This window comes from Streptomyces sp. NPDC057854, from assembly GCF_042797055.1.
Lineage (GTDB): Bacteria > Actinomycetota > Actinomycetes > Streptomycetales > Streptomycetaceae > Streptomyces.
The window spans coordinates 55,993-82,713 of the sequence record NZ_JBHVMF010000030.1 but is presented as its reverse complement, the minus strand read 5'-3'; the positions used below and the strand labels follow the sequence as shown (position 1 = coordinate 82,713).

General features: G+C 75.8%; 20 protein-coding genes. 7 read left to right on the top strand and 13 right to left on the bottom strand.

The window, feature by feature from the left end:
• Positions 1-91: 91 nt before the first annotated feature.
• The 6 genes from ACFVQZ_RS32355 to ACFVQZ_RS32330 all read right to left on the bottom strand — a co-directional run bounded on the left by ACFVQZ_RS32355 (position 92) and on the right by ACFVQZ_RS32330 (position 9,397).
• Complete coding sequence (locus ACFVQZ_RS32355; protein ID WP_383628336.1) at positions 92-1,324, bottom strand: amidohydrolase; 1,233 nt, start codon at positions 1,322-1,324, stop codon at positions 92-94.
• Positions 1,325-1,364: 40 nt separating this feature from the next.
• Positions 1,365-4,142 (bottom strand): SpoIIE family protein phosphatase, encoded by a 2,778-nt coding sequence (locus ACFVQZ_RS32350; RefSeq protein WP_383628334.1) that lies wholly within the window; start codon positions 4,140-4,142, stop codon positions 1,365-1,367.
• On the bottom strand, positions 4,139-6,175 hold the full coding sequence (locus ACFVQZ_RS32345; protein ID WP_383628346.1) for a SpoIIE family protein phosphatase: 2,037 nt from the start codon (positions 6,173-6,175) through the stop codon (positions 4,139-4,141). The genes ACFVQZ_RS32350 and ACFVQZ_RS32345 overlap by 4 nt, the downstream gene beginning before the upstream one ends.
• Before the next feature lie 347 nt (positions 6,176-6,522).
• A complete protein-coding gene (locus ACFVQZ_RS32340) occupies positions 6,523-6,909 on the bottom strand; it encodes a hypothetical protein (protein WP_383628344.1) in 387 nt (128 codons plus the stop codon).
• A 163-nt stretch (positions 6,910-7,072) separates the two neighbouring features.
• Positions 7,073-8,521: a peptidoglycan D,D-transpeptidase FtsI family protein gene (locus tag ACFVQZ_RS32335; RefSeq protein ID WP_383628332.1), complete on the bottom strand. Its 1,449-nt coding sequence runs from the start codon at positions 8,519-8,521 to the stop codon at positions 7,073-7,075.
• 105 nt (positions 8,522-8,626) lie between these two features.
• The gene (locus ACFVQZ_RS32330) at positions 8,627-9,397 is read right to left on the bottom strand and encodes an IclR family transcriptional regulator (protein ID WP_030492805.1); all 771 of its coding nucleotides are present in this window, start codon (positions 9,395-9,397) and stop codon (positions 8,627-8,629) included.
• Between the two features lie 123 nt (positions 9,398-9,520).
• Between ACFVQZ_RS32330 and ACFVQZ_RS32325 the strand changes: the two genes are divergently transcribed.
• The 3 genes from ACFVQZ_RS32325 (at position 9,521) to ACFVQZ_RS32315 (ending at position 13,027) form a co-directional block, all read left to right on the top strand.
• Positions 9,521-11,014 (top strand): aldehyde dehydrogenase (NADP(+)), encoded by a 1,494-nt coding sequence (locus ACFVQZ_RS32325; RefSeq protein WP_383628330.1) that lies wholly within the window; start codon positions 9,521-9,523, stop codon positions 11,012-11,014.
• 144 nt (positions 11,015-11,158) lie between these two features.
• Entirely contained in the window at positions 11,159-11,875 is a 717-nt protein-coding gene (locus ACFVQZ_RS32320) for a DsbA family oxidoreductase (RefSeq protein WP_383628342.1), read from the top strand.
• A 93-nt stretch (positions 11,876-11,968) separates the two neighbouring features.
• Complete coding sequence (locus ACFVQZ_RS32315) at positions 11,969-13,027, top strand: aminotransferase class V-fold PLP-dependent enzyme (RefSeq protein ID WP_383628328.1); 1,059 nt, start codon at positions 11,969-11,971, stop codon at positions 13,025-13,027.
• Between the two features lie 68 nt (positions 13,028-13,095).
• Here the strand turns inward: ACFVQZ_RS32315 and ACFVQZ_RS32310 are convergent, their stop codons facing one another.
• A complete protein-coding gene (locus tag ACFVQZ_RS32310) occupies positions 13,096-14,199 on the bottom strand; it encodes an alanine--glyoxylate aminotransferase family protein (protein ID WP_030492801.1) in 1,104 nt (367 codons plus the stop codon).
• 88 nt (positions 14,200-14,287) lie between these two features.
• On the opposite strand from ACFVQZ_RS32310, the gene ACFVQZ_RS32305 reads away from it, so the two are divergent.
• The gene (locus tag ACFVQZ_RS32305) at positions 14,288-15,373 is read left to right on the top strand and encodes an amidohydrolase family protein (protein WP_383628326.1); all 1,086 of its coding nucleotides are present in this window, start codon (positions 14,288-14,290) and stop codon (positions 15,371-15,373) included.
• A 37-nt stretch (positions 15,374-15,410) separates the two neighbouring features.
• On the opposite strand, the gene ACFVQZ_RS32300 is transcribed toward ACFVQZ_RS32305, so the two are convergent.
• Together ACFVQZ_RS32300 and ACFVQZ_RS32295 are read right to left on the bottom strand one after the other, a co-directional pair.
• Positions 15,411-15,977: a GNAT family N-acetyltransferase gene (locus ACFVQZ_RS32300; protein ID WP_030492799.1), complete on the bottom strand. Its 567-nt coding sequence runs from the start codon at positions 15,975-15,977 to the stop codon at positions 15,411-15,413.
• Positions 15,974-18,064, bottom strand: a complete 2,091-nt coding sequence (locus tag ACFVQZ_RS32295; protein WP_383628322.1) for a penicillin acylase family protein — start codon at positions 18,062-18,064, stop codon at positions 15,974-15,976. Before ACFVQZ_RS32295 ends, ACFVQZ_RS32300 begins: the two co-directional genes overlap by 4 nt.
• Before the next feature lie 103 nt (positions 18,065-18,167).
• On the opposite strand from ACFVQZ_RS32295, the gene ACFVQZ_RS32290 reads away from it, so the two are divergent.
• Positions 18,168-18,887, top strand: a complete 720-nt coding sequence (locus tag ACFVQZ_RS32290; RefSeq protein WP_036413678.1) for a siderophore-interacting protein — start codon at positions 18,168-18,170, stop codon at positions 18,885-18,887.
• A gap of 323 nt (positions 18,888-19,210) precedes the next feature.
• Positions 19,211-20,251 (top strand): SCO1860 family LAETG-anchored protein, encoded by a 1,041-nt coding sequence (locus tag ACFVQZ_RS32285; RefSeq protein ID WP_383628320.1) that lies wholly within the window; start codon positions 19,211-19,213, stop codon positions 20,249-20,251.
• Positions 20,252-20,369: 118 nt separating this feature from the next.
• Here the strand turns inward: ACFVQZ_RS32285 and cobC are convergent, their stop codons facing one another.
• Complete coding sequence (gene cobC, locus ACFVQZ_RS32280; protein ID WP_383628340.1) at positions 20,370-21,941, bottom strand: Rv2231c family pyridoxal phosphate-dependent protein CobC; 1,572 nt, start codon at positions 21,939-21,941, stop codon at positions 20,370-20,372.
• A 36-nt stretch (positions 21,942-21,977) separates the two neighbouring features.
• On the opposite strand from cobC, the gene ACFVQZ_RS32275 reads away from it, so the two are divergent.
• Positions 21,978-22,721, top strand: a complete 744-nt coding sequence (locus tag ACFVQZ_RS32275) for a ZIP family metal transporter (protein WP_030492794.1) — start codon at positions 21,978-21,980, stop codon at positions 22,719-22,721.
• A gap of 2 nt (positions 22,722-22,723) precedes the next feature.
• On the opposite strand, the gene ACFVQZ_RS32270 is transcribed toward ACFVQZ_RS32275, so the two are convergent.
• Genes ACFVQZ_RS32270 through ACFVQZ_RS32260 form a run of 3 tightly spaced genes read right to left on the bottom strand, consistent with a single transcriptional unit; the run spans position 22,724 to position 26,705 of the window.
• The gene (locus tag ACFVQZ_RS32270) at positions 22,724-24,064 is read right to left on the bottom strand and encodes a cobyrinate a,c-diamide synthase (protein ID WP_383628318.1); all 1,341 of its coding nucleotides are present in this window, start codon (positions 24,062-24,064) and stop codon (positions 22,724-22,726) included.
• Positions 24,058-24,666, bottom strand: coding sequence for a cob(I)yrinic acid a,c-diamide adenosyltransferase (cobO, locus tag ACFVQZ_RS32265; RefSeq protein ID WP_030492792.1), 609 nt, complete (start codon positions 24,664-24,666; stop codon positions 24,058-24,060). The genes ACFVQZ_RS32270 and cobO overlap by 7 nt, the downstream gene beginning before the upstream one ends.
• Entirely contained in the window at positions 24,666-26,705 is a 2,040-nt protein-coding gene (locus ACFVQZ_RS32260; protein WP_383628316.1) for a putative cobaltochelatase, read from the bottom strand. Before ACFVQZ_RS32260 ends, cobO begins: the two co-directional genes overlap by 1 nt.
• Positions 26,706-26,721 lie beyond the last annotated feature (16 nt).

The following is a 26,721-nucleotide window of genomic DNA, read 5'->3' as shown; positions in this document are numbered from 1 at the left end:
CCGATACGACAAGACCGCCACCATCTACCTCGCCGGACTCCACATCGCCGCCATCTTCATCTGGTCGGCAAGATGATCCGAAAGAAACGCCCTAGCCGGCCAGCCGCCCGTCCCGGGCCACCACCCGGCCCGCCCGCACCACCAGGTCGCGGCGCGGCAGGTCCACCACGACCTGCGGCAGGCACTCGCCCTCGACCAGCATGAAGTCGGCGGGGGAGCCCGGGCGGAGGTCTGCGGCGGGCAGGCCCATCAGCGCCGCGCCGCCGTGGGCGGCGATCCCGAAGCACGCCTCCAGCTCCTCGTCCAGCCGGGCGTCCAGGGCCCAGCCGGCCAGCCAGGCGCGGTGCAGCATGTCGGCGTCGCCGTACGGGCTCCAGCTGTCCCGGACGCCGTCCGAGCCGAGGCCGACCGTCACCCCGCGCTCGGCGAGCCGCCGGAACGGCAGGACCGTCGTCTCGCCCAGGGCGACCGTCGTCAGCGCCACCCCGGACCCCGCCAGCAGATCCGCCGTCGCGTCCAGCTCCCGCTCCGCCAGGCCCGCGACCGCGAAGGCGTGCGCCACCGCCACCCTGCCGCCGAGGCCGGCCGCGCGGGTGCGGGCGGCGATGTCCCGGAGCACCGCGAGCCCCGGCTCGCCCCGGTCGTGGAGGTGGATGTCCAGCCCCAGGCCGTGCTTCTCCGCGAGCCCGAAGACCAGGCCCAGCTGGTCGCCCTCGCCGCCGCCGGAGGCGTCGAAGCCCGTCGGGTCGATGCCGCCCACATGGCTGACCAGACCGCTCGCCGCCGCCTCCGCCAGCAGCTCCGCCGCGCCCGGCTCGCGTACCATGCTGTGCTGCGGGAAGGCGACCAGCTCGACGTCGACGATCCCGGCCAGCTTCGCGGCGGCCTCCGCGACGCCCTCGATCGCGGACAGGCCGTAGGCGGGGGCCACGTCCGCGTGGGCCCGCATCGCCCGGGTGCCCCGCGCGGCGGCGTGGGACATCAGGCGCAGCGCCCGCTCGCCCACCGGGGTGGGCAGCGCGCGGGCCAGCTCCACGTCCCCGGCCACGTAGTCGGCGATGCCCGCCGCGGGCCGGCGGCGGTGCCACGGCTCGCCCCAGGAGGTCTTGTCCGGGTGGATGTGCGCGTCGACCAGGGTCGGCAGGGCGAGCCGCCCGCCGCCGTCGACCCGCTCCACGGCCACGCCCTCGGGGAGCTCCGCGACGAGCACGCCGTCGACGGCGATCAGGTCGCCGGCCGGCCCGCCCAGAGGCCGTACGTCGTGGAAGAGGGTCGCGGTGCGGGGCGTGGGGCTCACGGAGGTCTCCTTGGGATCGGACGGCACCCTTTTGGTATACCGGATGGGTCGCCGGGTGCGTCCGGGGTCACCAGGCCAGCTTCTCCAGCGCGTCCAGGTCCACGTTCGGCACCGCGTCGCCCGCCTCCGCGCCGCCGTCCCCGCCGTCCGGCGCCACCCGCAGCTCCGCCCAGATCGTCTTCCCCCGCCGCCCGTACCGCGTCCCCCAGCGCTCCGCGAACCGCGCCACCAGATACAGGCCCCGCCCGCCCTCGTCGGTCTCCGCCGCGTGCCGCAGGTGCGGCGACGTGCTGCTGCCGTCCGACACCTCGCACACCAGCCGCCGGTCGTACAGCAGCCGCACCCGCACCGGGTCCGCCCCGTACCGCACCGCGTTGGTGACCAGCTCGCTCAGGATCAGCTCCACCGCGAAGACCGCCTCGTCCAGCCCCCACTCGCCCAGCTTCGCCGTCGCCGCGTTCCGCACCGGCGACACCGCCGCCGGGTCCCGCGCCACCTCCCACTCGGCGATCCGGTCCGCCGGCAGCCGCCGGGCCCGCGCCACCAGCAGCGCGATGTCGTCCCGGGGCGCCGGCGACAGCAGGTTCGCCAGCACGTCCGCGCAGGTCTGCTCGGGACTCCGCTCCGGCCGCTCCAGCGTCCGGCGCAGCAGGCGCAGCCCCGTCCCCACGTCCCTGCCGTGGTCCTCCAGGAGCCCGTCCGTGAACAGCACCAGCTTGCTGCCCTCCGGCAGCACCAGCTCCGTCGACTCGAACGGCACGTCCCCGAGCCCCAGACCCAGCGGCAGCCCCGGCGCCAGCGGCGGGAACTCCACCCGCCCGTCCGCGCCGACCACCGCCGGCCCCGGATGCCCCGCGCTCGCCATCGTGCACGTCCCGGACGCCGGGTCGTAGATCGCGTACAGGCAGGTCGCGCCGGTGATCGTCTCCTCCCGCCGCCCCCGGTCCCCGTCGCCCGGCGCCATCGCCGGCTCCGCCTCCTCGTCGATCCGCCCGGTCAGCTCGTCCAGGTGCCCCAGGATCTCGTCCGGCGGCACGTCCAGCGTCGAGAAGTTGTGCACCGCCGTCCGCAGCCGCCCCATCGTCGCCGCCGCGTGCAGCCCGTGCCCCACCACGTCCCCCACCACCAGCGCCACCCGCGCCCCCGGCAGCGGGATCACGTCGAACCAGTCGCCGCCGACCCCCGCCTTCGCCGGCAGATAGCGGTACGCCACCTCCACCGCGTCCTGCTCCGGCAGCACCCGGGGCAGCAGGCTCCGCTGCAGCGTCACCGCCATCGCGTGCTCCCGGGTGAACCGGCGGGCGTTGTCGATCGCCACCGCCGCCCGCGCCGCCAGCTCCTCCGCGAACTCCAGGTCCTCCTCCCCGAACGGCTCCGGCGTGTCCGCCCGCCAGAAGTTCGCCATCCCCAGCACCACGCCCCGGGCCAGCAGCGGCACCGTCAGCAGCGAGTGCATCCCGTACGCCAGCGCCCGCGCCGCCCCCTCCGGGTCCTGCGCCCGCCAGCCCTCCGCCGCCGCCAGCTCCTCCTGCACCACCGCGTGCCCGCCCGCCAGCGCCGTCGACATCGGCGTGCTCGGCACGTGGAACCGGATCACCTCGCCGACCGGCTGCAGCGGCTGCTCCGCCCGCACCCCGGTCAGCGCCGTCCGCCGCATCTCCGCCAGCGTCGCGTCCTGCGGCGGCTCCTCGCCCCGCAGCACCGGCTCCAGCAGCTCCACCGTCGCGAAGTCGGCGAACCGCGGCACCGCCACCTCCGCCAGCTCCTCCGCCGTCCGGACCACCTCCAGGGTCGTCCCGATCCGCACCCCCGCCTCGTACAGCAGCTGCAGCCGGCCCCGCGCCACCTCGGCCCGCCCGGCGAGCGAGGCCAGCTCGGTGGTGTCCCGCATCGTCATCACGCTGCCCGAACCGCTGCCGTCCGGGACGGTCGGCCGCACGCTCACCGCGAGCAGCCGGTCGCCCGCCCGGTGCACCTCGTCCGTCGCGGTCCGCCCCGACTCCAGCAGCTCCACCGTCCGCGGGTCCAGCCCCAGCTCCGCCACCGGCCGCCGCTCGGCGTCCGCCGGCAGCGCCAGCAGCCGCCGCGCCTCGTCGTTGGCGAGCAGCAGCCGCCGGTCCGCGCCGACGATCAGCACGCCCTCGCGGACCGCGTGCAGCACCGCCTCGTGGTGCTCCTTCATCCGGGTCATCTCGGCCGGGCCCAGACCGTGCGTCTGCCGCCGCAGCCGCCGGGCCACCAGCGCCGCCCCGCCCACCGCCAGCAGCAGCGCCCCGCCGGCCGTGGCGAGCAGCACCACGAGCCGGCCGCGCACCGCCTCGCTGAGCGACTGCACCTCGATGCCGCTCGTCACCATGCCGACGATCCGGCCGTCGTCGGCCACCACCGGCACCACGGCCCGCACGGCGTCGTTCGGCGCGCCGCGGAAGGTCTCCGTGTACGACTCGCCGTCCACCACCGCCCGGTTCAGGTCCCCGGTCGCCTTCCGGCCGATCAGCTCGCGCTCCGCGTCCGTGTACCGCGTCCCGTCCGGGGCCAGCACCGCCACGAAGTCCACCCCGGTCGCCACCCGGGTCTGCTCGGCCCGCTCCTGGAGCGCGGCCGTCGGATCCGGCGAGGCCAGCGCCTCGTCCACGCCGGGCGCCTTCGCGAACGCCTCCGCCACCGCCAGCGACCGCGTCTCGGCGTCCCGCAGCACGTCCTGCCGGGCCTGCTGGAAGGTGACGAGCACCGCCGCCACGATCACCAGCAGCGCGATCAGCGCCTCCAGGGCGAGGACCTGCCCGGCGAGGCTCCGCAGTCCGGAGCCCCGGCCCGGCGCCGTCCCGTCCCGGCGGGCCGTCATCCCGTGCTCCCGGCGATGAGCAGCGCCACGTCGTCCGGGGCGCCGGGGCGGCGCAGCTCCCGCAGCAGCAGGTCGCAGCTCTCCTCCAGGGACAGCTCGCGGGTGGCCTCGACGAGACGGGTCAGCAGCGCCAGCCGGTCGTCGATGACACTGTCCCGGGTCTCGATCAGCCCGTCGGTGTACAGCACCAGCCGGTCGCCGGGGAGGAACGGCACGCGGGCGGTGCGGAAGGTGCCGCCGCCGACGCCGAGCGGCACCCCGGTGGAGAGGGGGACCAGCTCGGCCGGGCCGTCCGCCGGGAGCCGCACCGGCGGCGGATGGCCGGCGTTCGCGATCCGGCAGCCGCCGCCCGGCTCGTACACGGCGAACAGGCAGGTGGCGATGGAGTGCTCCAGGCCGACCGTGATCCGGTCCAGGTGCCGGAGCACCTGGCTGGGGGAGAGGTCCAGGTCCGCGAAGGCGCGGGTGGCGGTCCGCAGCCGGCCCATGGTCGCCGCCGCGTCGATGCCGCTGCCCATCACGTCCCCCACCACCAGGGCCGTCTTCTCGCCGGGCAGCGCGATCACGTCGTACCAGTCGCCGCCGACCTCGCTGGACTCCTGGGCGGGCTGGTAGCGGGCGGCGGCGGCCAGACCGGGGCGCTCGGGCGGGGGGCCGGGCAGCAGACTGCGCTGGAGGGTCACGGCCGTGTTCCGCGCGCTCTGGTACCAGCGGGCGTTGTCGATGCTCACCGCCGCCCGGGACGCCAGCTCCTGCGCGAGCAGCACGTCGTCCGCGTCGAACGGCAGCGGGTGGTGCCGGTCCCGCTTGAGGTCGAGGGCCCCCAGCACCTCGCCGCGCGCGATCAGCGGCACCGCCAGGTACGAGTGCACCCCGGCCCGCTCCAGCAGCCGGGCCGCCTCCGGGCCGCGCGCGATCCGCGGCAGGTCCGCCGCCCCGACCCGGGCCACCAGCACCGGCTGCCCGCTCTGCACGCACCGGGTCACCAGCCGGTCGGCGCCGTACAGCGCGACCGAGCCGGGCGGGTCGGCCGCCGCCAGCGCCTCCGTCTCGTGCCCGGCCCTCACCGCGAGCGCCCGGAACAGCGCCGGGCCCTCGGCGCTGCCCGGCCGGCGCAGCGACAGCACCGAGTCGAGGACGTCGACGGCGGCCACGTCGGCGAGCGCGGGCACCACCACCGACGCCAGCTCGCCGGCAGTCCGCTCCACCTCCAGGGTGGTGCCGACCCGCGCGGACGCGTCCGCGATCAGGGCGAGTCGCCGCCGCGACCGGTCGGCCGCCGCGTCCGCCCGGTACCGCTCGGTCACGTCGACCACCCAGGCCGCCACGCCGAGGACCCGGCCGCCGGCCGCCTCCAGCCGGTAGAACGACACCGACCAGGCGTGCTCGCCGCCGCCCGGGTCGGACGGGGTCGCGCCCAGCGCCTGGAGGTCGAGGAGCGGCGTCCCGGTCTCCAGCACCCGCCGGGCCGCCGCCTCCAGCGGCGCCGCGTCGAGGCCCGGCAGCACCTCGGAGGGGCGCCGCCCCAGGTGCCGCTCCGCCGGCACCCCGTCGAACCGTTCGAGCGCCGGGTTGACCAGCGCGTACCGCAGGTCCGTGTCGAGGACGGCGAGGCCGATGGGGGACTGGTCGACCAGCCGGTCGGAGAGGGCCAGCTCGGTCTCCACCCGGGCGACGGCGGACCGGTCGGCGCAGATGCCGAGCGCGTACAGGTCGCCGAGGTCGTCGGTGAGCCGCATGTTGCGGAACTCGACCTCGCGGGTCGAACCGTCCTTGTGCCGTACGGGGAAGGTGCCCGCCCAGGTGGTGCCGCGGCCCAGCACCTCGCCGAAGAGCCGCATCGCCTCGGCCCGGCGCTCCTCGCCGACGATCAGCGGGGCGATGTACCGGCCCAGGGCCTCGTCCGCGCGGTAGCCGAAGAGCCCCTCGGCCTGCGGGCTCCACAGCACGATCCGGCCGGCCGCGTCCACCACGACGGCGGCCACCCCGAGCACGTCGAGCAGACCCCGCGCGCCGAACGCCGACCCGGGCACGGCACGCCGCTCCTCCGCGCCGGTCGTGTCCGCGCCCGTCTCCGTGTCCGTGCCCGTCTCCGGGAAGGAACCGGCCGTCACCCTGCCCTCCTCCCGCCGAGCCCGCCGCCCCTTCCATGCTCCCCGGCCCCTCGCGGGGGCGCACCACGAAGGGGGCCGGTCAGGACGGCCCCGCGGCCGGGCCGACCGCGCCCAGCCGCTCCTTGCACCTCGCCGTCGTCCCGAACCCGGACACGAGCACACCCGTCAGATACCAGCGCATGGACGGAGCGTGGCGCCTGAGGTGCCCCCGGCGGATCGGGCACCTGCCGTACGCGCGGCGCCGGAAGGGCCTCAGGTCCGCCGGCTCACGCGGTGCGCGCGGCCCGCTTCCCCTCGTACCTCAGCGCCGCGCCCGTCACCACGGCGCCGATCCCCTCCCACAGGCCGACCCCGAGGAACCCGGACGGGGCCCGCTCGGTGATCACGGCCAGCGTGAAGACCGCGCAGGTCAGCAGCCGGAAGGGGACCGTCCAGCGGAAGAACGCCCGCCAGTCGGCGAGCGCGGCGAGCACGTAGTAGACGCCCATGTTCAGCGCGGCCATCGAGGAGGCGGTCAGGAACACCAGCGTGTGGTCGCCGGCCGCGCGCTCCCCGTCGGGCACCGGCGCGAAGCCCATCACCGTGATCAGGACGTCCGGGGCGACCAGGCCGACCACCCCGAGGGCGGCGGCGAGGAGGCCGAAGACCGCCATGGTCCAGCCGGAGAGCGAACGGGGCAGGCGACGCACGACGGTCCTCCGCGGGGCGAGCGAGATCGGCAGTTCGAAGAGATGCGCTCTGTTCGAGCGGGCGAGCGGGACCCTGCCTATCGCACGAAGGCCCGCGGGGGCCAATCCGGCCCCCGCGGACGTCACTTCACCGCAGCGCCGCCGCCATCATCCGCTGCGCGACCGGCGCCGCCAGACCGTTGCCGCTGACCTCGGAGCGGGCCGCGCCGGAGTCCTCGATCATCACGGCCACCGCCACCTGCTTCCCGGTCGCCGGGTCCTTCGCGTACGAGGTGAACCAGGCGTACGGCGTCTTGCTGTTGTTCTCGCCGTGCTGCGCCGTGCCCGTCTTGCCGCCGACCTCGGCGCCCGGCACCGCCGCGTTGCCGCCGGTGCCCTTCTCCACCACCGTCACCATCGCGCTGCGCAGCTGCTCGGCGGTGGCGGAGGACACGATCCGGGTCGTGTCGCCGTCCTCGAAGGACTCCAGGGCGTCACCGTCGGAGTCGACCACCTCGGAGACCATGTGCGGGGCGGCCAGCAGCCCGTCGTTGGCGATCACCGCCGACACCATCGCCATCTGGAGCGGGGTGGCGGTGACGTCGAACTGGCCGATGCCGGTGAGCGCGGTCTGCGGCCGGTCCATGCCCGACGGGTAGACGCTCGCGTACGCCCGGACCGGCACGTCCCGCTCGTCGTCGTTGAAGCCGAACTTCTCCGCCGTCGCCCGCACCTTGTCCTGCCCCAGGTCGGCGGCCATCTTGGCGAAGACGTTGTTGCAGGAGTACTGGAGCGCGGTGCGGATCGTGGCGTTCTCGCAGGGCGCGGAGGCGTTCTCGTTCCGCAGCACCGTCCGGGTGTCGGGCAGGGTGTACGGGTCCGGGCTGTCCGTCCGCACGTCCACCGAGGAGTACAGGCCGTCCTCCAGCGCGGCGGCGGCGACCACCAGCTTGAAGGTGGAGCCGGGCGGCAGCGGCTGCCGCAGCGCCCGGTTGACCAGCGGCTTGTCCGGGTCGTCCAGCAGCTTCCGCCACGCGTCGCCGTCGTTCGTGCCGGCGATGGCCGAGGGATCGTACGACGGGGTGGACACCATCCCGAGGATCCGGCCGCTCACCGGGTCGATCGCGACCGCCGCGCCCTTCTTGTTCCCGAGCGCCCGGTAGCCGGCCTTCTGCACCTCCGGGTCGATGGTGGTGAGGACGGTGCCCGGCTCCTGCTGCTTGCGGGTCACCGCGTCCACGGGGTTCTTCAGCCGGTCGTCGGTGCCGTCCAGGACCCCCGACCAGATGCCCTCCAGCTGGGTGGAGCCATACGCCTGCGAGCTGTAGCCGGTGACCGCCGCGTACAGCTCGCCGTCCGTGTAGCTGCGCTCGTACGCGAGGTCGCCGCTCGCGGTGCGCTTCGAGCCGGTGACCGGCGAGCCGGCCACCACGATGTTCCCGAGCGGATGCGCGTACTGCGCGATCGTCTTCCGCCGGTTGCTGTTGTCGTTCGCGAGCGCCTTGCTCTCGTACGCCTGCACCCAGGTGGCCCGGCCGAGGAGGGCGAGCACGAGGAGCAGCACGAAGACCGAGGTGCGCCTGATGGTCTTGTTCATGGCACCAGAAGGGACGAACGGGGCGGTCGGCGGCGTTCCGGACGGGGCCGGATTCTCAGGAAACGTTCATCCTGCACGGACTCCGCGGCGCGGACCGGCGGCGCCTCAGAGCCGCCGGGTCGCCAGCGTCAGCCGGTCCCGCGCGTCGAACAGGGCGTCCTTGATCAGCTGCTCGTGCCCCGGCGTCAGCCGCGCGGCCGGCACCGAGCAGCTCAGCGCGTCCCGGGCCGGGGTCCGGTAGGGGATCGCCACCGCGAAGCAGCGCAGCCCCAGCGTGTTCTCCTCGCGGTCCACCGCGAAGCCCTGCTCCCGCACCGCCGCCAGCTCCTCGATCAGCCGTTCCCGGTCGGTGATCGTGTGCGCGGTGACCGCCGGCAGCTCCGCCGGCAGCAGCTCCCGCACCCGCTCGTCGTCGTGGGTGGCGAGCAGCGCCTTGCCCAGCGCGGTCGAGTGCGCGGGGAGCCGGCGGCCGACCCGGGTGAAGGGCCGCAGGTGGTGCTGGGACTGGCGGGTGGCCAGATAGACCACGCTGGTGCCGTCGAGCCGGGCCAGGTGCACGGTCTCGGTGGTGTCGTCCGACAGCCGGTCCAGGGTCGCCCGGGACGCCGCGACGACCTCGTCGCCGTCGATGTACGAGGTCCCCACCAGCAGCGCCCGCACCCCGATGCCGTACCGGGTGCCGGTGGCGTCGGTCTCCACCCAGCCCAGCTCGACCAGCGTGCGCAGCAGCATGTACAGGCTCGACTTGGGGTAGCCGACCGCCTCCTGCACGGCGGCCAGGGTGTGCATCCCGGGCCGGCCGGCGAAGAACTCCAGCAGCTCCACCGTCCGCACCGCGGACTTCACCTGCGCACCGCTCGCGTCGGCACCGGCCATGACCCCGCCCTTCTCCGTGACTACCGGGTGCCCTTGTCGGAACGCCCGCGGCCTCCCTAGAGTCCACCCCGAAGCGTTCATGCACAAGAACGACGTTCATCATAGTGAATAGGGGTGTGGGCCGTGTCGGCAGCAGCAGTGTGGAGTGTGGACCCCCGCTCGGGGAAGCGGCGCGAGCAGGTCGCGACGGAGGCCACGCCGGACGGCGTCGACCGCGCGGTGCGCGCCGCGCACGCCGCCCGCGACTCCCTCGCCGACCGCGCGGTCCGGGCGGCCTTCCTGCGGACCGCCGCCGACCTCCTCGACGCCGCCGCCGACGAGATCGTCCCCACCGCCGACGCCGAGACCGCCCTCGGCACCCCCCGGCTCACCGGCGAACTCGCCCGCACCACCGCCCAGCTGCGGGCCTTCGCCGCCGTCGTCGACGAGGGCGCCTTCCTCGACGTACGGATCGACCTGCCCGACCCGTCGGCCGTGCCGCCCCGCCCCGACCTGCGCCGCTGGAAGATCCCGCTCGGCGTCGTCGCCGTCTACGCGGCCAGCAACTTCCCGCTCGCCTTCTCCGTGCCCGGCGGCGACACCGCCAGCGCGCTGGCCGCCGGCTGCCCCGTCGTCGTCAAGGCCCACCCCGACCACCCCGCCACCTCCGAGCTGACCGCCGGCCTGCTGCGCCGGGCCGCCGCCAAGAGCGGCCTCCCCGAGGACGTCGTCGTGCTGGTGCACGGCTTCGAGGCGGGCGTCGCGCTCGTCCGGCACCCGCTGGTCGCGGCGGCCGGCTTCACCGGTTCCGTACGCGGCGGCCGGGCGCTCTTCGACGCCGCCGCCGCCCGCCCCGTGCCGATCCCCTTCCACGGCGAGCTCGGCTCGCTCAACCCGGTCGTCGTCACGCCCGGCGCCGCCGCCGAGCGGGCCGAGGAACTGGGCGCCGGCCTGGCCGGCTCGATGACCCTGGGCGCCGGGCAGTTCTGCACCAAGCCCGGCTTCGTCCTCGCCCCGGCCGGTGACGACGGCGACCGCTTCCTGGCCGCCGTCACCGACGGCGTCGGCCAGGCCGGCCCCGCCGTCCTCCTCGACCACCGGATGCGGGAGGCGTTCGTCGCCGGGGTCGCCGAGCGCGCCGCCCTCGACGGCGTCGAGGCCCCCGTCGCCCCCGGCGCGGCCGGCGAGCACACCGTCACCGCCGGCGTCCTCACCGTCGACGCCGCCCGGCTCGCCGACGGCGGCCACGAACTCCTGCTGGAGGAGTGCTTCGGCCCCGTCACCGTCGTCGCCCGCTACACCGACGCGGCGCAGATCACCGCCGTCCTCGGCCGGCTCCCCGGCAACCTCACGGCCACCCTGCACTGCGCCGACGAGGACCCGGAGGCCCCCGGCCTGCTCGCCGCCCTCACCCCGCTGGCCGGCCGGATCCTCGTCGGCGGCTGGCCCACCGGCGTCGCCGTCGCCGCCGCCCAGCACCACGGCGGCCCCTACCCGGCCACCACCTCCACCGCCACCTCGGTCGGCACCACCGCCGTCGAACGCTGGCTCCGCCCGGTCACCTACCAGTCCACCCCCCAGCACCTCCTCCCCCCGGAACTCCGCGACGACAACCCCCTGAACGTCCCCCGGCACTGAGCCCGCTCCGGGCGCCGGAGCACGGGCCGCGCCCGTGCTCCGGCTCACATCGGGGCCGTAAGCGGAATGGGATCCGGGGCGCCGGGCGTTCCCCGGGGGACTGACCCCGTCGGCCCCCCTACACCCCCCGGAGAAGAAGTGACCCTGCGCGTGGAGATCTGGTCGGACATCGCCTGTCCCTGGTGCTACATCGGAAAGGCCCGGTTCGAGAAGGGTCTCGCCGCCTTCGCGCACCGGGACGACGTCGAGGTCGTGCACCGGTCGTTCGAGCTGGACCCGCACCGGGCCAAGGGGGACACCGGGCCGGTCCTGGAGATGCTGGCGAAGAAGTACGGGCGGACGCCGGCGGAGGCGCGGGCCATGGAGGCGCACGTCGCGTCCAACGCGCACGCCGAGGGGCTGGAGTACCTGACCGACGGCCGCGACCACGGCAACACCTTCGACATCCACCGGCTGCTGCACCTCGCCCGCGAGCGCGGCCGGCAGAATGAGCTGCTGGACCTCGCCTACCGCGCCAACTTCGCCGAGGAGCGGTCGGTCTTCGACGGCGAGACGCTGATCGCGCTCGCCGTGGAGGCCGGGCTGGACGAGGCCGAGGCGCGGGCCGTCCTCGCCGACGAGACCGCCTACGCCGACGCGGTACGCGAGGACGAGCGCGAGGCCGCCGAACTCGGCGCCACCGGCGTGCCGTTCTTCGTCCTCGACCGCCGCTACGGCGTGTCCGGCGGGCAGCCCGCCGAGGTGTTCACCCAGGCCCTGGAGCAGGCCTGGCAGGGCCGGACGCTCCAGCCGGTCGCCGTCGCCGGCGACGCCGCCGAGGCGTGCGGCCCCGACGGCTGCGCGGTCCCGCCGCGCGACTGACCCCCTCTGACCTGCGCGGATAAGCGCGGCTTGGGGACAGTCCATGATCGGCGCCCATTGACGAGAGGTCGCGGGGAGCCCACGCTGGGGCCCATGGATACCCTCCACCAGCCGCTCGGCGGCGCCGAGTTCGCCCCCACGCGGACCTATCTGAACACCTCCGCCTGCGGCCTGCTGCCGCGCCGTACCGTCGAGGCGGTCATCCGTCTCGCGCGGGAGACCGCGGACGGGCGCCCGGGCGGCGCCGGCAGCTTCGACGTCGTCGACGAGGCCCGCGCCGCCTACGCCCGGCTCGCCGGGGTCGCGCCCGAGCGGGTCGCGGTGGGCAGCTCGGTCGCCGTGCACTGCGGCATGATCGCCCAGTCGATGCCGTCCGGCGCCGAAGTCCTCTTCGCCGAGGGGGACTTCTCGTCCCTCATCACGCCCTTCACCGTCCGCGGCGACCTGAAGGTCCGGTTCGTGCCGCTGGAGCGGCTCGCCGCCTCCGTCCGCCCGGAGACCGCGCTGATCGCCGTCTCCGCCGTGCAGTCGGCGGACGGGCGGACCGCCGACCTCCCCGCCGTCCGCGCCGCCGCGGCGGCCCACGGGGCCCGCACCCTGCTCGACGCCACCCAGTCCGCCGGCTGGCTGCCGCTGGCGGCGGGGGAGTGGGACTACACGGTCGCCGGCGCGTACAAGTACCTGCTCTGCCCGCGCGGCACCTCCTTCCTCACCGTCACCGAGGAGGCCCAGGACAGCCTGCTGCCGATCCACGCGGGCTGGGTCACCGGCGAGGAGCGGTGGGCCAACAGCTACGGCCCGGTGCGCGAACTCGCCCGCAGCGCCCGCCGGTTCGACGAGCCCGCCGCCTTCCTCCCGTACCACGGCGCCGCCGCCTCGCTGGCGCTCCTGGAGGAGATCGGCGTCGAGCGGATCGAGGCCCACGACAAGGCCCTCGCCGCCCGTTTCCGCGCGGGGCTGCTCACGCTCGGCCACCAGCCGGTCATGGACGACTCGCCGGTCGTCGCCGTGCCGGGCCTCGGCCACCGCGCCGACGCCCTGGAGGCCGCCGGCGTGCTGCTGTCGGCCCGCGCGGGCAACCTGCGGGCCTCGTTCCACCTGTACAACACGGCGGCGGACGTCGACCGGACCCTGGACGTCCTCGGCGGCTGACGCCCGGTGAGCCCCGGGCACGCCGGAGGGGCGGGACCCGGCCACCGGGTCCCGCCCCTCCGGACGCGTCACGCCTGCCAGGCCCCGGTGACCGCCCGGCGCGCGCCCTCCAGGTCCACCGTCCGGCCCGCCTCGCCGAGCACCGCGCCCAGCGCGGCCAGCGACGACTGCACCGCGTTCGGCGTCGCGTCCGCCCCGTAGTGGTTGACCCGGATCATCTCCTTCGCCAGCGCCCCGCCGCCCGCGATCAGCGGCAGCGACGGGTCCGCCGCCAGCGCCTTCGCCACCACGTCGGAGGCGTCGAGGTCCGCCGGCACCCGCAGCGTCGTCGCCACCGGCGCCGCGTCCCGCGCCTCGTGCACGTACGGCTCCAGACCGCCGCCGAGCGCCACCGCGCCCGCGCGGGTCGCCGCCGCGGCCGACGCGTGCCGGGCCATCAGCGCGTCCAGGCCCTCCGCCTCGATCCGCTCCAGGCACGCCTCCAGGGCCAGCATCTCCAGCTGCGCCGGGGCGTGCAGCAGCGCCTTCCGGCCGCCGTCGATCCAGCGCTCCTTCCAGTCCAGGAGGGAGAGGTACGAGCGGCGCGGCGCGGCCGGGTTCGCGGCGAACCGCTCCCAGGCCCGGGCGCTCACCGACACCGCCGAGACGCCCGCCGGGCCGCCCATCGCCTTCTGCGCGCCGATGATGCACAGGTCGACGCCCCAGGCGTCCGGCAGCACCGGCTCGGCGCCGATCGACGCCACCGCGTCCAGGTAGAACAGCGCGCCGTGCGCCCGGACGACCTCGCCGATCTCCGCGACCGGGTTGGTGTTGCCGGTGGCGGCCTCCGCGTGCACCAGGGAGACGAAGTCGATCTCCGGGTGCTCGGCGAGCGCCCGCTCGACCTGCTCGGCGGTGACCGCCGTGTGGAACGGCACCGCCAGGTCGACGACGGTCGCGCCGCAGTCGCGCAGCCAGTTCCCGAAGGTCTGCCCGTACGGACCCGTGATCACGTTCAGCGCGGTGGAACCCGCCCGCGCCCCGCTGCGGATGCACCCCTCCAGGGGCAGCAGCGCCTCGCCCTGGGTGATCACCACGTCCTGCCCGGTGGAGAGCAGCGCGGCCACCCGCCGCTCGATGGACGCGAAGTGCGCGGCGGTCATCGGAGCCAGGTCGAGCAGCGGATGTGTCACGGTCACGGTGGTGCCTTCTCGGAGTCGGTGATACGGCCGGTGGCCAGCGTACGCCCACCGCACCGGCGGCCCCTCGTACAGTGCTGGCATGAGCGATCACGAGGTGGTGCACGTGAAGGGGCGGGTGCTCGTCGGCCCGGAGGACGTGCGGGACGAACTGTGGTGCGTGGACGGGCGGATCACCTTCGAGCGGCCGGCCGGGGAGGCCGTGTCCGTCACCGGCTGGGCGCTGCCCGGTCTGGTCGACGCGCACTGCCACGTCGGGCTCGACCGGCACGGGCCCGTCGACGAGGCCACCGCCGAGAAGCAGGCCCTCACCGACCGGGACGCCGGCACCCTGCTGATCCGGGACGCCGGCTCGCCCTCCGACACCCGCTGGATCGACGCCCGCGACGACCTGCCGAAGATCATCCGGGCCGGCCGGCACATCGCCCGCACCCGCCGCTACATCCGCAACTACGCCCACGAGATCGAGCCCGCGGACCTGGTGGCGTACGTGGGCCGGGAGGCCCGGCGCGGCGACGGCTGGGTCAAGCTGGTCGGCGACTGGATCGACCGGGAGGTCGGCGACCTGGCGCCGTCCTGGCCGCGCCCCGAGGTGGAAGCGGCGATCGCGGAGGCGCACCGGCTCGGCGCCCGGGTCACCGCCCACTGCTTCGCCGAGGACTCGCTGCGCGACCTGGTCGAGGCCGGCATCGACTGCGTCGAGCACGCCACCGGCCTCACCGAGGAGACGATCCCGCTCTTCGCGGAGCGGGGGGTCGCGATCGTCCCCACGCTGGTGAACATCGCGACCTTCCCGCACCTCGCGGACGGCGGCGAGGCCAAGTTCCCCCGCTGGTCCGCCCACATGCGCCGGCTGCACGCGCGCCGGTACGACACGGTCCGCGCCGCCTGGGACGCGGGCGTGCCGGTCTTCGTCGGCACCGACGCGGGCGGCTCGCTCGCCCACGGGCTGGTCGCCGAGGAGGTCGAGGAGCTGACGAAGGCCGGCATCCCCGCGCTCGACGCGCTGTCGGCGACCACCTGGCGGGCCAGGGCCTGGCTCGGGCGCCCCGCCCTGGAGGAGGGCGCCCCCGCCGACCTCGTCGTCTACGACGAGGACCCGCGCGCGGACGTCCGCGTCCTCGCGGCGCCGCGCCGGGTCGTCGTCAACGGCCGGATCCTCGCCTGACCGGGCCACGGCCCCGCGGCGGGGACGGAACCCGGGCTCAGGCGGCCCGGCGGAGGAAGGCCAGCCGGGCCTTCTTCTCCGGGATGAACACCTCCGGCAGGTCGACCTCGGGCAGCACGACCTCCGGGCCGAGCTCGAACCCGGCCCGTGCCATGCGGGCGATCGCCTTCTCGTTCGCCGCGTCCGGCTCGACCACGATCCGGGTGTGGTCGCGGTGGCAGAAGGCGATCAGCGCGGTGAGCAGACCGGCCGTGAAACCGGGGGAGGGGGCGGTGCTCGGCGCGACGAAGAGGTGGCAGCCGATGTCGCCGTCCTCGACCTCGTAGCACTCGCTCACCCGGTCCTCCGCCGGGTCGTACGTCTGGAAGATCGAGACCGGCTCCCCGTCGAGCTCCACCAGGAAGCCGTGGTGGGTGGTGAGCGAGTCCAGGTGGGCGTAGACGTCCCGGACCTGCTCGACGGTGGTGCCGTGCATGCCCCAGAAGCGCGCCCGCTCCTCGTTGACCCACGCGTGGATGAGCGGGGCGTCCGCGTCCGGGACGACGGGCCGGATCGTGACGGTGCCGAGGCCCTCGACGGTCTGGACGTGTACGGGGGTGGTCATCCCTGCTCCTTGGTGAGGCGGTTCCAGTCGGTGGTGACGGGGGCGAGCTCGCCCCGCAGCCACAGGGGGAGTTGGTCGTCGTGGTGCGGGTCCCCGGCCACCCCGGACGCGCCGAACGGCACGATCCAGCCGCTGCGTTCGCGGTCGGCGAGGTCCCACACGTACCGGGCGGCGGAGGCCCGGGCGCTGCGGTCGGTGTAGCCGGGGGCGCTGGAGGTGGACAGCACGCAGTCGTGGTCGCCGCCGAGCCCCGGCCACCGCGCGTCGGCCTCGGGGGAGGGGTCGGGCAGCGCCTGCCAGGGCGCCAGCCGGTGGGTGGCGCCCCAGACGGCCGGCGGCTCGCCCGCCCCGACCTCCTCCAGCGCCTCGCGCACGATCCGGGCCACGTCCCCGGCGGGCACCGGCCCGGACGTCAGCAGCGTCTCCAGGGCCAGCCCGACCCGCGGCCCGAGGTACAGCCAGGGCCGGAACACCTCGGGGTACGGGGCGGGTTCGCGCAGTCCCGCGAAGACCTCGTGCGCGGCCAGCCGGCGCACCACCGCGCCCCGCACGGCCGCGAAGAGACCGGCGTCGGCGCTGTCCGCCTCCATCCGCCGGTCCCAGTCCAGCAGCCGCTTCCGCACGCCGGCGGCGGCGTGCGGAAGCCCCCCGTCGCCGGCCGCGGCGATCGCGGCGAGCAGCGGGGCCGCCGCCCGGTTGTCGGTGTCGCGGTGGACGGCGGCGGTGGCCTCGGGGGTCCAGGCGTCGCAGGCGCCGAGGAGTTCGGCGATCCGGTCGGCGCGGTGCGGGGGCGCGAACTCCACGCCCAGCGGGGCCGCGAGTCCCCGGGCGTTGGCCATCACGGCCTGGCCGCCGGTGACGTCGGCGCGCGGCAGCGGCGCGGGCGCGGGGCCCCAGGCGTGCGCCGGCTCCCAGGCCGGCACCGGCCGCAGCGCGTTGGCCCGGTCGCGTACGGGGACGTGCCCGGCGACCCGGTGCAGCAGCCCGCCCGCCGTGTCGGCGGCGAGCACCACGTTCACCGGCTCCACCCAGCCGTCGAGGGCGCGGTCGACGTCGGCGACGGTCCGGGCGGCGAGCAGCCGGGGCAGCGCCTCGAAGCCCAGCCGGCCGGTGACCCGGGGCACGTACCGCAGGCTCAGCCCCTCCCACTCGGCGCCGGCCTCCGCCGCCGGCTCGCCGGTGATCAGCGGGCCGCGCGCGGTCTCGACGACCTCGACGAGGACCGGCTCGCCGCCGGCGACCCCGACCGTCTCGGTGTGCGCGGCGGCCGGCCGCCAGCCCTCGGGGCCGTACGCCTCCACGCCGCCGTCCGCGGTGCGCCGCAGCCGCTCCCGGTAGAGGTCCTGGTAGTCGGCCATCGCGTTGGTGATCGCCCAGGCGACCGGCCCGGTGTGCCCGAAGTGGGCGAGTCCGGGCACGCCCGGCACGGCGAGCCCGACCACGTCGTACGCGGGGCAGGCGAGCCGGATCTGCTGGTAGACGCCCGGCGCCTCGATGAACCGGTGCGGGTCGCCGGCCACCAGCGCCGCCCCGCTCGCGGTCCGCTCGCCGGCCACCAGCCAGCCGTTGGAGCCCGCCGTGGCGGGGCCGTCGGCGGCGAACAGCTCGGTCCACTCCTCGCCGAGCGCGGTCGCCACCTGCTCGCGCCACAGCTTGGTCGGGAAGCCGGCGAAGAGGATGTGGGTGGAGAGCCAGACGGCCAGCGGCGTCCACGCCTCCCAGCGTCCCGGCACCAGCCCGGTCGCGGCGAACTCGGGTGCCCGGCGGGCCCCTTCGGCCAGTCCGTCGTTGACGCCGTCCGTGTAGGCCCGCACCCAGCCGGCGGTCTCCGGGTCGGTCTCGGCCAGGCGGTCCAGGCAGCGGCGCGCGGTGTCGGCGAGGCGGACGCGCCGCGCGAAGACGTCCCAGCCGGTCTCGGCCGCGCCGAGGAAGGCGGCCGTGGTGCCCTGAGCCCGGTGCCGCTCGACCTCCAGCTGCCAGGCCCGGTCGCGGGCGGTGACCCGGCCCTGCGCGAAGGCGAGTTCCGCGGGGTCCGCGGCGCGCAGATGAGGGACGCCGTACGCGTCCCGGAAGACCTCGATGCTCACCCGTACCGATCCCGTCCGTGTGCTTCCAGATGTCGTTAGGTTAGGCTGACCTAAATTGATCGCCGACCCAAAGTAACCCATGGGTCCGGGGGAGGAGCACGCGGTGGGGCACGGGTGGCAGGGCGCCGTCCTGAAGCTGATGGGCGCCAAGGACTTCACGTTCACCGTCACGGGGGCCGAGCAGGTCACCGAGGACTACCGGAGGGTCCACTTCACCGACGGCGGGCTGCTCGCCGCCGCCGGGGTGCACCCGACGATGTGGGTGCGGATCTGGTTCGAGAACGCCGGCAAGCCGCACCAGCGCGGCTACACCCTGGTCGACCCCGACCCGGCGGCCGGCACCTTCAGCCTGGAGTTCGCCCTGCACGACGGCCCCGCCAGCCACTGGGCGCGCGGCTGCGCCCCCGGCGACACGGTCGAGGCCACCCTCCAGGGCACCGGCTTCGAGACCCCCGAGCCCCGCCCGGAACGGCTGCTCGTCGTCGGCGACCCGGCGTCGCTGCCCGCCGTGAACTCGCTGCTCGACGCGCACCCGGACCTCCCGGCGACCATCTGGTTCGAGACCCAGCACGCCTCCGACGAGGAGCTGCCCTTCCGCGTCGACCCGGACCGGCACGAGCTGCGCCGGGTGCCCCGGCAGCGGGCCGGGGCCGCGCTCGTCGAGCGGGTCAGGGCCGAACTGCCCGCGCTCGCCGGGCCGGAGGCGTACGTGTGGATCGCCTGCGACACCGCGACCACCCGCGCGCTCGCCGGGTACGCGCGCAAGGAGCTGGGGCTGCCCAAGGAGCGGGTGCACGCGCTGGGCTACTGGCGGGCGAGCTGAACCGTTCCGCCGCTCCGGCGTGGCGTTGACGATCCGTGACCCGAGGGGGTCGCGGATCGTTTCTCTTTCCCGCGCCGCGCGCCGCCGGCCCCCGGACGGAGTCCCCCGTACGAAACACGCGGGGCGAGCGTGAACGGTTGTGTCGTAAAGAATCGAAAATGAACACGGAAACCCCCCTTTGGAGTGAACTCACGTCAGGCGACTGCCGGTTCACTCTCCGTGCGTAAAGATTCCGGTGTCTCAAGTCGCCGCCGCCGCGCAGACCCACCGTCCCCGTGGTGAGCGGCCGGCGACGCCATGTCTTCTGTGGGGGTTCCACCATCTTGAACAGCAACACCTTCCGCGCGCCCGTCCGCCGTACCGCCGTCCGCCGCACCGCCGCCGCCGCGACCGTCGTCGCCCTCGCGGCGGGTCCCGTGCTCCTGGCGGCCCCGGCGCAGGCCACGGACGGCGAGCGCCGCGAGGGCCGGGCGAGCGCCGTCGTGCTCCGCACCGGGCTCGACGTCTCCCTCCTCGGCGAGACCGTGAAGATCCCGGTCCGCGCCACGCTCAACGAGGTCCAGGCGCCGGAGAGCGCGAACAAGACCGCGCTCAGCGTCAAGGTGGAGGGCGCCGAGGGTGGCAAGCCGATCGACATCCTCGCCGCCGACGTCGCCACCTCGACCGCCACCGTCGACGAGCGCAGGGCCGAGGGGTACGTCAACCTCGCCAAGGCCCGCGTCCACGTCCCCGGCCTGCCCGCGCTCGCCCTCGTCGAGGTCGAGAAGGTCACCTCCCGGGCGGTCTGCGAGGCGGGGAAGAAGCCGGTCGCCGAGTCCAACGTCCTCGGCCACGTCCAGGCCCTCGGCAAGAAGGTCACGCTGACCGCCGGCGGGCGCACCCAGCTCGACGTGCCCGCCGTCGGCAAGATCACCCTGGACCTCTCCCGCACCAGCACCACCACCCGCACCGCCGCCGCCACCGCCCTGGAGCTCGACGTCGAGGTCGACCCGCTCGCCCTCGGCGTCGCCAAGGTCAAGGGCACCGTCACCCTCGCGGAGGCCACCTGCGAGACCCCCGACGCCCCGGCGCCGACCGAGAAGCCCACGGAGAAGCCCACGGAGAAGCCGACCCCGGAGCCCACCGAGCAGCCGAGCGAGCGGCCGACCGAGAAGCCGAGCGAGCAGCCGTCGCCGCGGCCCACCGAGCCCGAGGACGACGGCGGCGTCGTCACCAACAACGGCGGCTCCACCCCGACGCAGAACCTCGCCGAGACCGGCGGCAGCTCCGCCACCCCGTACCTCGCGGGCGGCGCCCTCGCGCTCGTCCTCGCCGGCGGCGTCGCGCTCGTCCTGGCCCGCGGCCGCGCCCGCGCCCGGGGCTGACGGCCCGAGGGGGACGCGTCAGGGGGACGCAGGGGGAACCCGGCCCGGGGCGGGCGGTGCGCACGGACGCGCCGCCCGCCCCGGGCGGAGCCGTCTCCGGCGGGGGGACGCCGACGGATCAGCAGCCCAGCAGCAGCGCCTGGTCCAGTGCCTGGAGGAAACGATTCGTCGTCGCCCGGTCCCGGACCGCGAGCCGCAGCCAGTGCCGGTCCAGACCCGGGAACGTGTCCCCGCGCCGGGCCGCGAACCCCAGCAGCCGCAGCCGCTCCCGTATCGCGTCCGCGCCCTCGATCCGGACCAGCACGAACGGCCCCTCGGCCGCCGTCACCGTCCGCACCTCGTCGAACTCCGCCAGACCGGCCAGCAGGTGCGCCCGGTCCGCCCCGATCCGGTGCGCCGCGAGCTCCGCCTCCGCCAGCGCGCGTCGCGACATGCACGCCTCCGCCGCCACCAGCGCCGGCGTCGACACCGGCCACAGCGGCTGCGCGCGTTCCAGCAGCCCGATCGTGTCCGGCTCCGCGAGCACGTACCCGATCCGCAGCCCCGCGAGGCCCCAGGTCTTCGTCAGGCTCCGCAGCACCACCAGACCCGGCACGTCCGTCCGCCCGGCCAGCGCCTCCCGCTCGCCCGGCACCGCGTCCATGAACGCCTCGTCCACGACCAGGTACCGCCCCGGCCGCGCCAGCGCCGCGATCGTCTCCGCCGGATGCAGCACCGACGTCGGGTTGGTGGGATTGCCGATCACCACCAGGTCCGCGTCCTCCGGCACCGCCGCCGGATCCAGCCGGAAGCCGTCCTCCTCGCGCAGCAGCACCCGGCCCACCTCGTGCCCGGCGTCCCGCAGGGCCGCCTCCGGCTCGGTGAACTGCGGATGCACCACGACCGGCCGGCGCACCGGCAGCGCCCGCGCCAGCAGCACGAACGCCTCGGCCGCGCCCGAGGTCAGCAGCACCCGTCCGGTCGGCAGACCGTGCCGCTCGGCCACCGCCGCGCGCGCCGTGCGCCCGTCCGGATAGGCGGCCAGGGTCACCAGCGAAGCGGCGATCCGCTCCCGCAGCCAGTCCGGCGGGGTCGCCGTCCGGACGTTGACCGCGAGGTCGATGAGTTTCTCGTCCCGGACCTCGGCGTCACCGTGATGACGCAGGTCGTGGAGGTGTCGCCCCGCGTGGGGGCTGTCCGTGTGGGTGTCCATGTCCGCCGTCGTGTGGGGGGTGGGGATGTGGGGTGTGCCAGGCTCGCCAGCGATGTACCCGCACGTCAAGGGCAACAACCGTGCGACGGACGTCACTTCGTCCGGACGAAACGGTGCATAACCGGCGATCGCGCACGTCACGCGCCGCGCCTTCCGCTTCGGCACCAGCAACACCGCCCCCGGCCCCGCCGCCCGCAGCGCCGCAGCCTCCGCCACCGACGCCGTGCCCGTCGCCGCCAGCGCCGCCGCCGACGGATGCGGCACGACCACCCCGGCCAGCTCCTCCGCCGCGAACCCCCGCACCGGCACCCCGAACCGCGCGGCGGCCCCCGCGACCCCCGCGTCCGCCGCCCGCGCCGCCACCGTCGCGAACCCCGCCACGCGCGCGTGCCCGAGGCCGTCCCGCCCTGCCTCCGCCGCGCCCAGCTCCGCCAGCGCCGCCCGCACCAGGGACAGCACCTCCGCCGCCGTCACCCCCGGACGGGCGCCGACGCCGATGTGCAGAGCGGGGGGCCCATCCGCTACGAAGGGGCCATGGCTGTGCTCGTCGCGCTCGGCGCGTTCCTCATGACGCTCTTCGGCGGCTGGGTCGCGCAGCGCGTCACCGACCGCCGGCACCTCGTGCTCGGGCTCGCCGGCGGCCTGATGCTCGGCGTCGTCGGACTCGACCTGCTGCCCGAGGCACTGGAGGCCGCCGGCGAGGAGGTGTTCGGCGTCCCGCAGGCGCTGCTGCTGTTCGTCGGCGGCTTCCTCTTCGCCCACGCCGTCGAGCGGCTGCTGGCCACCCGCCGCGCCGCCCACGGCGCCGAGACGGGCACCGGCACCGGCGTCGAACGGACCCCGCAGGTCGGGCTCGTGGCCGCCGGCGCCATGGTCCTGCACAGCCTCATGGACGGCATCGCCCTCGGCGCCGCCTTCCAGGTCGGCGGCGGCATGGGCGCCACCGTCGCGCTCGCCGTCGTCACCCACGACTTCGCCGACGGCTTCAACACGTACACCCTCACCAGCCTGTACGGGAACGAACGCCGCAAGGCCGTCGCGATGCTCCTCGCCGACGCGATCGCCCCGATCGCCGGCGCCGGCCTCGCGACGCTGCTCACTCTTCCGGAGGAACTGCTCGGCAGTTATCTCGGCTTCTTCGGCGGCGCCCTGCTCTACCTCGCCGCCGCCGAGATCCTGCCCGAGGCCCACCACACCCACCCCGCCCGCACCACCCTGCTCTGCACGGCCGCGGGCGTCGGCTTCATCTGGCTCGTGGTGGGCCTCTCCGGCGGCTGAACTCACCCGCAGCGCCCCACGAACCGCGCGGCCACCTCCGGCGACCCCGCCCAGTGGGTGTGCACATAGCTCGCGTGCACCCCGTCCCGCACGAAGCCCTCCACCCGGGTCTCCGGCTGCCGCAGCCCCCACGCGGGCCGCTCGCCCGCGCCCGGCTCGATCACCGTCCGGTGGAACTCGTGCCCGCGCAGCCGCGCCCCCGCGGGCGCGAGGACGCTGTCGCTGACGGCCACCGCGTCCCGGTAGCCGAGCGTCAGCCGCGACGACATCCGCGCGTCCGCGTCGAGGACCCCGCACATCGGCGTGCCGTCCAGCGACCGCGCCAGGTACAGCAGCCCGGCGCACTCGGCGGCGACCGGCGCCCCGGTGGCGGCGAAGGCGGCGACGGCCTTCCGCAGCGGCTCGTTGGCGGCCAGCTCCGCCGCGTACATCTCGGGGAACCCGCCGCCCACGACGAGCCCGCCGGTCCCCTCGGGCAGCGCCTCGTCCCGCAGCGGGTCGAAGGTCACCACGTCGGCGCCGGCCGCCGTCAGCAGCTCCGCGTGCTCCGCGTACGAGAACGTGAACGCGGCCCCGCCGGCCACGGCGACCACCGGCCGCCGCCCCGCCGGGGGCGCCGACGGCGGCGGCTCCCACGCCGCGTCGGTCAGCTCGGGCGCGGACCGGGCCAGCGCCAGCAGCGCCTCCAGGTCGCAGCCGGCCCGCACCTGCTCGGCCTGCGCGGCGACCGCCTCCACCGCCTGCGCCTGCCGCTCGGCCACCGGGATCAGCCCCAGGTGCCGGGACGGCGTGGCCACGGCGGGCGCCCGCCGCAGCACGCCCAGCACCGGCACCCCGGACTCGCCCAGCGCCTCCCGCAGCAGGTGCTCGTGCCGGTCGGTGGCGACCTTGTTGAGGATCACGCCGCCGATCCGCACCTCCGGGTCCCAGGACGCGAAGCCGTGCACCAGCGCCGCCACCGACCGCGACTGCGAGGACGCGTCGACGACCAGCACCACCGGCGCCCTCAGCAGCTTCGCCACCTGCGCGGTGGACGCCAGCTCGCCCTGGTCGGCGGCGCCGTCGTACAGGCCCATGACCCCCTCGACGACGGCCAGGTCGCAGCCGCGCGCGCCGTGCGCGAAGAGCGGCGCGACCAGCCCCGTCCCGCACATGAACGCGTCCAGGTTGCGGCCCGGGCGGCCGGTGGCCAGCGCGTGGTAGCCCGGGTCGATGTAGTCGGGGCCCACCTTGTGCGGGGAGACGGCGAGCCCGCGGGAGGCGAACGCGGCCATCAGGCCGGTCGCCACCGTGGTCTTGCCGGCGCCCGACGAGGGGGCCGCGATGACGAGACGTGCTACCACTCGATGCCCCGCTGGCCCTTCTGGCCGGCGTCCATCGGGTGCTTCACCTTGGACATGTCGGTGACCAGGTCGGCGAAGTCCACCAGCTCCTGCGGCGCGTTGCGCCCGGTGATGACGACGTGCTGCTGCCCGGGACGGTCCCGCAGCACCTCGACGACCTCCTTCACGTCGATCCAGCCCCAGTGCAGCAGGTACGCGAACTCGTCGAGGACGTAGAACTTGTACCGCTCCTCGGCCAGGTCCCGCTTGACCTGCTCCCAGCCCTCACGCGCCTTGTCCTCGTGCGACTGCTCGCCCTCGGCCGGCGCGCGCTGGATCCAGGACCAGCCCTCGCCCATCTTGTTCCAGGTGACGGTCCCGCCCTTGCCGGTCTCGCCGAGCGCCTTGAGGGCGTTCTCCTCGCCGACCTTCCACTTGGCGGACTTCACGAACTGGAACACCCCGATCGGCCAGCCCTGGTTCCAGGCGCGCAGCGCCATCCCGAAGGCGGCCGTCGACTTCCCCTTGCCGACGCCCGTGTGCACCATCACCAGCGCCCGGTTACGGCGCTGACGGGTCGTGAGGCCGTCGTCGGGAACGACGGTCGGCTGTCCCTGCGGCATTAAGCGGCCCTCCTGACAGAGTGGTTGACTTGCGCATCCCGCACCAGCCCGGCGATCGCGTCGGCGCGCAGCTCGTCCAGGGTGACGGCGGTTCCGCCCAGTTCGCGGGCGAGGTTCCCGGCGAGACCGAGCCGCACCGGGCCTGCCTCGCAGTCCACGACGACGCTCGCCGTGCCGTCGGCGGCGTGCAGCCGCGCGGCCCGCGCGGCCAGCGCCAGCGGATCCGGCCCGCCGCCGGTCGCCCGCCCGTCGGTCACCACCACGAGCAGCGCCCGGCGCGACGGGTCCCGCAGCCGCTCCACCCGCAGCACGTCGTGCGCCCGCAGCAGCCCGGCGGACAGCGGCGTACGGCCGCCGGTCGGCAGCTCCTCCAGACGCGCCGCGGCGGCGTCCACGGACGACGTCGGCGGCAGCGCCAGCTCGGCGCCCCGCCCCCGGAAGGTGACGAGCCCGACCTTGTCGCGCCGCTGGTACGCGTCGAGCAGCAGCGACAGCACGGCGCCCTTCACGGCGCCCATCCGCCTGCGCGCCGCCATCGACCCGGAGGCGTCCACGACGAACAGCACCAGGTTCCCCTCACGCCCCTCCCGCACCGCCTGCCGCAGGTCGTCCCGGCGCAGCACGAGCCCCGCCCCCGACCGGCCGCGCGCCCGCTGGTGCGGCGCGGCGGCCCGGACCGTCGCGGACAGGTGCAGCTTCGTCAGCGCGCCGCGGGGCCGGGTCGCCCCGGTGGTCCGGCCGTGCTCGGTGCGGGCCCGGGACCGCCGCCCGGCGGCCCCGTCGCCGACCCCGGGCACGCTCAGCATCCGCGTACGGAACGGCTCGGCGGCCTTCACGGCGGCCCGCTCCCCGGCCGCGCCCTGCGGAACGGGCGCCTGCCCGGGCGCCTGGCCAGGTGCCTGCTCCGGTACGGAGTCGGGCTCGGGCGCGGCCCCCTCACCGCCCTGCGGCGGCACCCCGCCACCGCCCCCGGGCCCGCCGTCCCCCGGCCCGTCCGGACCCGGGTCCGGGTCGTCCTCGGGCTCGTCCCCCTGGAACCGCTCCAGGGTCTCGTCGAGCTTGTCCTCGTCCATCCCCGGCGCGTCGAAGGGGTTGCGCCGCCGACGGTGGGGGAGCGCGAGCAGCGCGGCCTGCCGCACGTCCTCGCTCGTCACCTCCTCCCGTCCCGCCCACGCGGCGAGCGCGGTCGCGGTCCGGGCCATCACGATGTCGGCGCGCATGCCGTCGACCTCGAACGCCGCGCAGGTGGCCGCGATCTGGAGCAGCACCGCGTCCCCGAGCACCACACGGGGCAGCAACTCCCGCGCGGCGGCGATCCGTTCGCGCAGCGCCGCCTCCTCGCCGGCCCACCGCGCGGCGAACCCGGCCGGATCGTCCTCGAAGGCCAGCCGGCGCCGCACCACCTCGACCCGCTCCTCGGGCACCCGGGAGGCGGCGACCTCCACGGTCAGCCCGAACCGGTCGAGCAGCTGCGGGCGCAGCTCGCCCTCCTCGGGGTTCATCGTCCCGACGAGCAGGAACCGCGCGGCGTGCCGCACCGAGACGCCCTCGCGCTCGACGTGCGAGGCGCCCATGGCGGCGGCGTCGAGGAGGTGGTCGATCAGATGGTCGCTCAGCAGGTTGACCTCGTCGACGTACAGGATCCCGCGGTGCGCGGCGGCGAGCAGGCCCGGCTCGAACGCCTTCACGCCCTCGGCGAGCGCCTTCTCGATGTCGAGCGAGCCGACGAGCCGGTCCTCCGACGCGCCCACGGGCAGCTCGACCATCCGCGCGGCCCGCGCCTCGGCCCCGCCGTCCCCGTGCGGCCCGTCCGGGCACCCGGGGTCGGGCGCGCCGGGGTCACAGCTGAACCGGCACCCGGCGACGACGGCCACCTCGGGCAGCAGCCCGGCGAGCGCGCGCACGGCGGTGGACTTGGCGGTCCCCTTCTCGCCCCGCACGAGCACACCGCCGACGGCCGGCGAGACGGCGTTCAGCAGCAGCGCGAGCCGCAGGTCGTCCATGCCGACGACGGCGGTGAACGGAAAGCGGGTGCTCATCGAGTGGTCGCTCCTT